Below are 6,665 nucleotides of genomic sequence, written 5' to 3'. Positions count from 1 at the left end.
CCAGGGACACAGATGATGCCAACGATCTTCTGCAGGATACTATGGTCAAAGCTTTTACCAACAAAGATAAATTCACAGAAGGAACAAACCTGAAGGCGTGGCTTTATACGATTATGAAGAATACCTTTATCACCAACTACCAAAGAATGGTAAGAAGAGGTACATTTGTTGACACAACCGATAATTTGCATTATCTTAATTCAGGAGACGTTCTAGTTGAAAATGGAGCTTATGGCGACTTTGCTATGAATGACATCCAAGTGGCCATCGAAAACCTTGAAGAGGTTTATAAGACTCCCTTTATGATGCACTTCAGAGGTTTCAAATACCATGAGATTGCAGACAAATTGGATATTCCTATCGGAACTGTAAAAAATAGAATACATATAGCCAGGAAACTACTCAAAGATGACTTGCATATGTACAAACATAGAAATTAATGTCAAAAAGAAAGAAAAGCGTGGTAGTGATTGGTTCGGGTTTTGCCGGACTGTCCGCAGCCACACACCTGGCAAATGCCGGATATCAAGTAACACTTCTAGAAAAAAATGATACCCCCGGGGGAAGAGCGAGACAGTTCGAATCCGAGGGTTTTGTTTTTGATATGGGTCCCAGCTGGTATTGGATGCCGGATGTGTTTGAAACTTACTTTGGAAGCTTTGGGAAAAAACCTTCTGACTATTATGACCTCGTACGGCTTAGCCCTTCATACACAGTGGTTTTTGGAGAGAATGATTTCATGGAAATACCTTCAAATCTGAAAGATTTCAAGAACCTTTTGGAATCATTGGAACCGGGGGTTGGACCAAAATTAGATGAATTCCTGAAACAAGCCGCCTATAAATACAAAGTGGGGATCCAAGATTTGGTTTATAAGCCCAGCAGGTCTTTAATGGAATTCACCAATCCCAAGCTACTCGTGGATGTGGTAAGGATGGATGTTTTCCAGTCTATGTCAAAGCATGTGCGGAAGTTTTTTACAAACGAAAAAATCATCCGGCTGATGGAGTTTCCTGTCCTTTTTTTGGGAGAAACAGCTGACAATATCCCCGCACTCTATAGTCTGATGAATTATGCGGATATAGCTTTGGGAACATGGTATCCTATGGGAGGAATGTACAAAATAGTCGAAGGTATGATCAATCTGGCGGAAGAAAAAGGAGTAAAAATCCGATTGGGAGCTGAGGTTTCCCATATTAATGTCAAGAATGGAATTGCCCAAAATTTGGTATTGAAAAACGGAGAAAAGATAGAAGCAGACATTGTGGTGGCAGGTGCTGACTATCACCATGTAGACAGTGTATTGTTGGCACCTGAATTCAGAAATTATGATGCAGACTATTGGGATAAGCGGGTCATGGCCCCATCAAGTCTATTATTCTATTTAGGTGTTGATAAAAAGATAGAGAATATCACCCACCATTGTCTTTTCTTTGATGAACCTATGGGACCACATGCAGATGCCATTTACAAAAATCCCAGATGGCCTGAAAGACCTTTATTCTACCTCTCCGCAGCTTCCAAAACCGATCCTAGTGTTGCTCCTGATGGCCAAGAAAACTTGGTAATACTTATACCTCTTGCCCCTGACCTTCAGGATGGAGAAGAAATTAGAGAGAAATATTTCCATATGGTTATGGACAGACTTGAAAAGCTTATCGGGCAGGAAATCAGGAGCCATATTATTTATAAGCGCTCCTATGCACACAGTGATTTTAAAGCGGATTATCATGCTTTCAAAGGAAATGCCTATGGATTGGCAAATACACTCTTCCAAACAGCGATCCTAAAGCCCTCCCTTAAAAATAAAAAAGTCAAGAACTTATACTATACTGGACAACTGACTGTTCCGGGGCCCGGCGTCCCTCCAAGTCTTATTTCAGGACATGTAGTTGCCAGAGAAGTGATCAAAGAAAACAATTAGTAAATTAATTGGTATATTGAAGGTATGAATGCGAGGAGCCTTTTTGACAATACGACTTTCGAATGTAGTAAGCTGATTACCCAGAGGTACAGCACTAGCTTTACTTTGGGGATCAAAACTTTGGATAAAAAATTTCATTTGCCTATCTATGCCATCTATGGCTTTGTGCGGTATGCGGATGAAATAGTGGATACGTTTCATGACAAAGACAAGAAAGCCTTGCTAGAAAGGTTCAAGAGTGATGCTTATGAAGCTATCGAAGAAAAGATCAGTCTCAACCCTGTTCTCCATGCCTTTCAATTGATAGTAAATCAGTACAAAATAGACAAAGGGCTGATAGAGGCTTTTTTGAGAAGTATGGAAATGGATCTTGATTTCAAAACCTACAATGATTCAAGGTACCATGAATATATCTATGGTTCAGCAGAAGTAGTGGGATTGATGTGTCTGAAGGTGTTTTGTGAGGGGGATGAAGAGGAATATGAAAAACTCAAATCCCCAGCTTGTAAGCTTGGCGCAGCATTTCAAAAAGTAAACTTCCTTAGAGACATCAAAAGTGATTTTGAAGAAAGAGGCAGGGTATATTTTCCGGGAGTAGATTTCAATTCCTTTGATAAATCGACCAAACAACTTATTGAGGAAGATATACAAAAGGATTTTGATGAGGCTTTAGATGGAATCTTGAGATTACCCAAAGGTGCCAAAATGGGAGTAAAAGTAGCTTACCTTTATTATCAAAAACTCTTTGATAAAATCAAAAGCCTACCTCCTGAAACCATCACACACCAAAGAGTCCGAATTCCAAACAGCAGGAAACTGTCTCTGCTGCTGAGTACTTACTTTGGAACAAAACTCGGATTCAATTGATATCAGGCAATCTCCTTTAAAAAGAGAGAATCTGGTTCAAAAAAGTTTAGAAATAAAAAGATTACAAACAATTAGGCAAGTCCATAGTTAATGCATCATGATGAATTTGAAAGTACAAATCGATCAGCATTCCGGTTTTTGTTTTGGGGTTGTCTATGCCATCGAAATGGCAGAAGAGGTACTTGAAGAGCAAGGTTACCTGTATTGTTTGGGAGACATTGTACACAATGATGAAGAGGTTAACAGACTTACTAAAAAAGGATTGCGAATCATCGATCACGATGAATTGAAATCTCTCTTCAATGAAAAGGTCTTGATCCGCGCACACGGCGAACCACCCTCGACTTATGAATTGGCAATCAACAACAATTTGACTTTGATAGATGCGAGTTGTCCTGTTGTACTTAAGCTTCAAAACCGTATCAAGAATTCCTTTGACAAAGACGAAACAATTTATATCTATGGAAAGCATGGGCATGCTGAGGTAATCGGTTTACTCGGTCAAACCAATAACAAAGCTGTCGTTTTCCAAGACATCAAAGAACTCGATTTACCCTCCTTACCTAAAAATCTGACTTTATACAGTCAGACAACAAAAAGTACTGACAACTTCTACAAAATAAATGAAGCTTTCAAAGAAAGTGGCATTGAGGTAAATACCAATGATACCATTTGCAGACAGGTTTCCAATAGAGACAAAGAACTGAGGATTTTTGCAGAAAAATTTGACAGGATCATATTCGTCAGCGGGACCAAATCATCAAATGGGAAAGTCCTTTACAATGTCTGTAAAGAGAAGAATGCCAATACTTACTTTGTGTCTAATCCGGATCAGGTAGACATAGATTGGTTTACCCAAAATGAGACAGTCGGCATATGTGGAGCAACTTCTACACCTATGTGGCTTATGGAACAAGTAAAAGAAAGAATCGAGACTTTTTAAGGTTTCTTTTCTAAATTTGCAACGTGAATTTCAAAAATAATCCATCAAATCCGATAGGAAAAACCGGTGTTATCATCGCGTTGACCATCATTTTTATTTGGTTTGCCTCCTTGTTTTTTCTTCTCAGTCTTGATATTTCATGGTCAAATCCTTTGGTCTATTTGGGCATTTTGATTCAAACACATCTCTACACGGGCTTATTTATTACCGCTCATGATGCCATGCATGGTATTGTGTCAGAAAACAAAAAACTAAACCATACAATCGGTTGGATTTCGGCCATACTTTTTTCCTATAACTTCTATTGGAGGCTTTTTCCAAAGCACCATGAACATCACCGTTTTGTCGCGACTGACAAAGATCCTGACTATCACCCATCCGGCAAATTTCTGATTTGGTACCTGAGTTTTATCAGACAATATGTTTCTGTTTGGCAAATCCTGCTGATGGCAATAACATTCAATATCCTTAAACTTTTTCTTCCTACCGAAAACCTAATCGTATTTTGGATGCTGCCTGCTATACTGTCTACGCTCCAACTCTTTTATTTTGGCACTTACCTGCCTCACAAAGGAGAATCAGACAACAAACACCATTCTAAAAGCCAATCAAAAAACCATATATGGGCTTTTTTTTCTTGTTACTTTTTCGGATACCATTTCGAGCATCATGATTCTCCCGGTACTCCATGGTGGAGGCTTTGGAGGGTAAAAGAAGAACTCAAACAAGATATCTGATTTAATATTTATCAATTTTTTAGATTTGATTGAACAATTCTGACTAAAAACAGATTAGAACTTAGAAAACTAATACCAGCATATGAGATTATTCTTTACACTTATCTTCCTTTCATTTACAATTTCTGATTTATTCGCCCAAGGAGGTCAAGTCCAGGGACGGGTTTTTAATCCGGTAAACAACGAAGGGATTCCCTTTGCCAATGTGGTCGTTTTGGGGACAGACTTTGGGACAGTGACAGATGAAAACGGAAATTATATATTATCAGACTTGCCGGCAGGGCTTTACAATATCAGAGCGAGTTTTATTGGATATCGAGCCAAAACTTTCTTTGAAATCCAGGTGACATTGGCAAGAGCGGTAAGGCTTGACTTTGACTTGAAAGAAGAAGCATCCGAATTGACGGAAGTGACTGTTGATGCGGAATTTACTAGATCCGATGAGACACCAATCTCAGTAAGAAGACTCAATACCAATGAAATCGAACGATATCCAGGCGGAAACAGGGATATAAGCCGAGTGATTCAATCTCTTCCAGGTGTGGCAAGCACGGCAAGTTTCAGAAACGACATCATCATCCGTGGTGGTGCACCAAACGAAAATAAATTCTTTATCGATGAAATTGAGGTACCTGTCATCAATCACTTTTCGACACAGGGTTCCTCAGGTGGTCCGGTAGGGATACTGAATGTGAATCTGATCAAAAATGTGGATGTCATCACAGGTGGGTTTCCTGCTGATAGGATGAACTCTCTGAGTTCTTTCTTCGAATTTCAATTAAAAGAAGGAAGAAAAGACAAAATGTTTACCCAAATGACTTTGGGCGCAAGTGAACTTACTTTATCCAATGAAGGCCCGATCGGCGAAAAAACGACCTACATCCTTTCCGCTAGAAGATCTTACCTGCAATTTTTATTCAGACAACTTCAACTCCCTTTCCTACCTACTTTCAATGATTTCCAATTAAAAACAGTAACAAAACTCAACGCCAAGACAGAATTGACCTTCATTGGGGTTGGAGCAATCGATGATTTTGCATTGAATTTTGATGTCCCCGAAGATGAAACTGAAGAAGAAAGGGAACAGAGGCTGTATACTTTAGAGAATCTTCCTGTATCTACCCAATGGAATTATGCTACAGGCTTAAAGCTAAAAAGATTCAGAGAAAATGGATTTTGGACTTTCATTTTGAGTAGAAATATGCTGAACAACCGGACTTTTAAATATGCCCAAAATGACAGCAGCGATCCTCAAAATCTATTATTTGATTATACTTCACAGGAAAGTGAGAATAAATTTAGGGCAGAAAATTCCATTTTCGCCAACGGCTTTAACCTGAAATATGGGGTAAATTATGAATATTCAAGATATTACATCAAAGATTTTGACAGGTCAATTTTAGCTACAGAAGGGGAAATAGTAAATATTGAAGCCGAAGCATTTTTCAACAGTTATGGTGGATTTGTATCTGCAAGCAAATATTTTAACAATGAGCGTCTTTTAGTTACTGGGGGATTGAGAATGGATGGAAGTACATTCGGAAAAACTGCTCAAAATCCTCTCAACCAGCTTAGTCCAAGAGCTTCTGTTTCTTACCAGATCAAACCACAGCTATTTTGGACCGCCAATGTCGGCATATACTACCAAAAACCGCCTTATACTGCATTGGGATACAGAAACAGTGATGGGGAATTGGAAAATCAATTAAATGACATCCGATTTATCAGGTCAACCCATTTCATTACAGGGATTGAAAAAGTTATTCCAGAGAAAAACAGGAGATTTAGTGTGGAGGGATTTTATAAGCTTTATGCCAATTACCCCTCTTCGATCCGAAACGGAATTTCCCTTGCGAATCTAGGTGCAGATTTCGGTGTGATTGGAAATGAACCGGTAAATTCGGATTCTGATGGGCGTGCCTATGGATTGGAGTTTTTGGCCCAACAGCGACTCTTCAATAATTTTTACGGAATCGCTGCTGTCACTTTGGTGCGGAGTGAATTTACAAATCCAAATACAGAAGGTTTTGTTCCTTCTGCTTGGGATAATAGGGTAATTGTGAGTTTGACTGCAGGAAGAAGGTTTAAGAAAAACTGGGAAATAGGTGCAAGATGGAGGTATCTTGGAGGACTGCCATTTACTCCTGTGGATGTCGAAACATCATCTTTGAGGGAAGTTTGGGACTTGACAGGT

At 39.1% G+C, this 6,665-nt stretch carries 6 protein-coding genes; all 6 read left to right on the top strand.

The window, feature by feature from the left end; all coding sequences use genetic code 11:
* Window positions 1–440 (top strand): RNA polymerase sigma factor (locus ACZFYI_RS13300; RefSeq protein WP_462524614.1); only part of this gene is annotated, 440 nt, incomplete at its 5' end.
* On the top strand, window positions 440–1,924 hold the full coding sequence (locus ACZFYI_RS13295; protein ID WP_462524613.1) for a phytoene desaturase family protein: 1,485 nt from the start codon (window positions 440–442) through the stop codon (window positions 1,922–1,924). The genes ACZFYI_RS13300 and ACZFYI_RS13295, both read left to right, overlap by 1 nt.
* Window positions 1,925–1,948: 24 nt before the next feature.
* The gene (locus ACZFYI_RS13290) at window positions 1,949–2,791 is read left to right on the top strand and encodes a phytoene/squalene synthase family protein (protein ID WP_462524612.1); all 843 of its coding nucleotides are present in this window, start codon (window positions 1,949–1,951) and stop codon (window positions 2,789–2,791) included.
* A 97-nt stretch (window positions 2,792–2,888) separates the two neighbouring features.
* A complete protein-coding gene (locus tag ACZFYI_RS13285; protein WP_462524611.1) occupies window positions 2,889–3,734 on the top strand; it encodes a 4-hydroxy-3-methylbut-2-enyl diphosphate reductase in 846 nt (281 codons plus the stop codon).
* 23 nt (window positions 3,735–3,757) lie between these two features.
* Window positions 3,758–4,471 carry a fatty acid desaturase gene (locus ACZFYI_RS13280; protein WP_462524610.1) on the top strand — a complete coding sequence of 238 codons (714 nt, stop codon included), beginning with the start codon at window positions 3,758–3,760 and terminating at the stop codon, window positions 4,469–4,471.
* Window positions 4,472–4,553: 82 nt separating this feature from the next.
* On the top strand, window positions 4,554–6,665 hold a 2,112-nt coding region (locus tag ACZFYI_RS13275; RefSeq protein ID WP_462524609.1), incomplete at its 3' end, for a TonB-dependent receptor.

The organism is Aquiflexum sp., assembly GCF_977115555.1.
The sequence above is the reverse complement of the archived record's forward strand: the minus strand, read 5'-3'. Positions and strand labels throughout refer to the sequence as shown.